Annotated in this window: 2 tRNA genes and 1 rRNA gene; all 3 read right to left on the bottom strand. The window is 49.1% G+C overall.

Features of this window, described 5'->3' with window-relative positions:
* Positions 1-215 precede the first annotated feature (215 nt).
* A tRNA-Ala gene (locus tag IB258_RS30200) sits at positions 216-291 on the bottom strand.
* Positions 292-314: 23 nt separating this feature from the next.
* A tRNA-Ile gene (locus tag IB258_RS30205) sits at positions 315-391 on the bottom strand.
* Positions 392-525: 134 nt separating this feature from the next.
* Positions 526-643, bottom strand: a 16S ribosomal RNA gene (locus IB258_RS30210); the annotation flags it as partial.

A 643-nucleotide genomic window follows, 5' to 3' on the forward strand; every position in this document is an offset into this window, starting at 1 on the left:
GTTATTCACCCCAGTCTTGAGAACTTGGAACAAAATTAATGCAATCACAACCCGTACCCATCTTCATCAGCAAGCTGATTACTTGATGAGCACATTTCGTTGTGCTTCTTCCAGATTGTTAAAGAACGAATATAGCTGTCAGGTAAAACCTAACTCATAAGGCCGTTTCAACGACACTATGAGTTAGCCTCTACATCACCAGGTGATTAGGTACTTGGTGGAGGTGAACGGGATCGAACCGATGACATCCTGCTTGCAAAGCAGGCGCTCTCCCAGCTGAGCTACACCCCCATATCCCGCATGCGCAGAATACTTGGTGGGTCTGGTTGGATTCGAACCAACGACCCCCGCCTTATCAAGACGGTGCTCTAACCGACTGAGCTACAGACCCAAAAACCTTTTCGGATCAGCAGTCAGGAAAGCTGTAGACCCAGGGAAGATTCCCTCGACCCAAGCCTGCAACTGATCCCAGCTATATCAAACAACCGATAAGAGTGGACGCTTAACACGAGCACTTAAGCTCTGAAAGGAGGTGATCCAGCCGCACCTTCCGATACGGCTACCTTGTTACGACTTCACCCCAGTCATGAATCCTACCGTGGTAATCGCCCCCCTTGCGGTTAGGCTAACTACTTCTGGTAAA

The sequence above is a fragment of the Achromobacter sp. ACM02 genome (genome assembly GCF_014851605.1).
GTDB lineage: Bacteria > Pseudomonadota > Gammaproteobacteria > Burkholderiales > Burkholderiaceae_B > Achromobacter > Achromobacter aegrifaciens.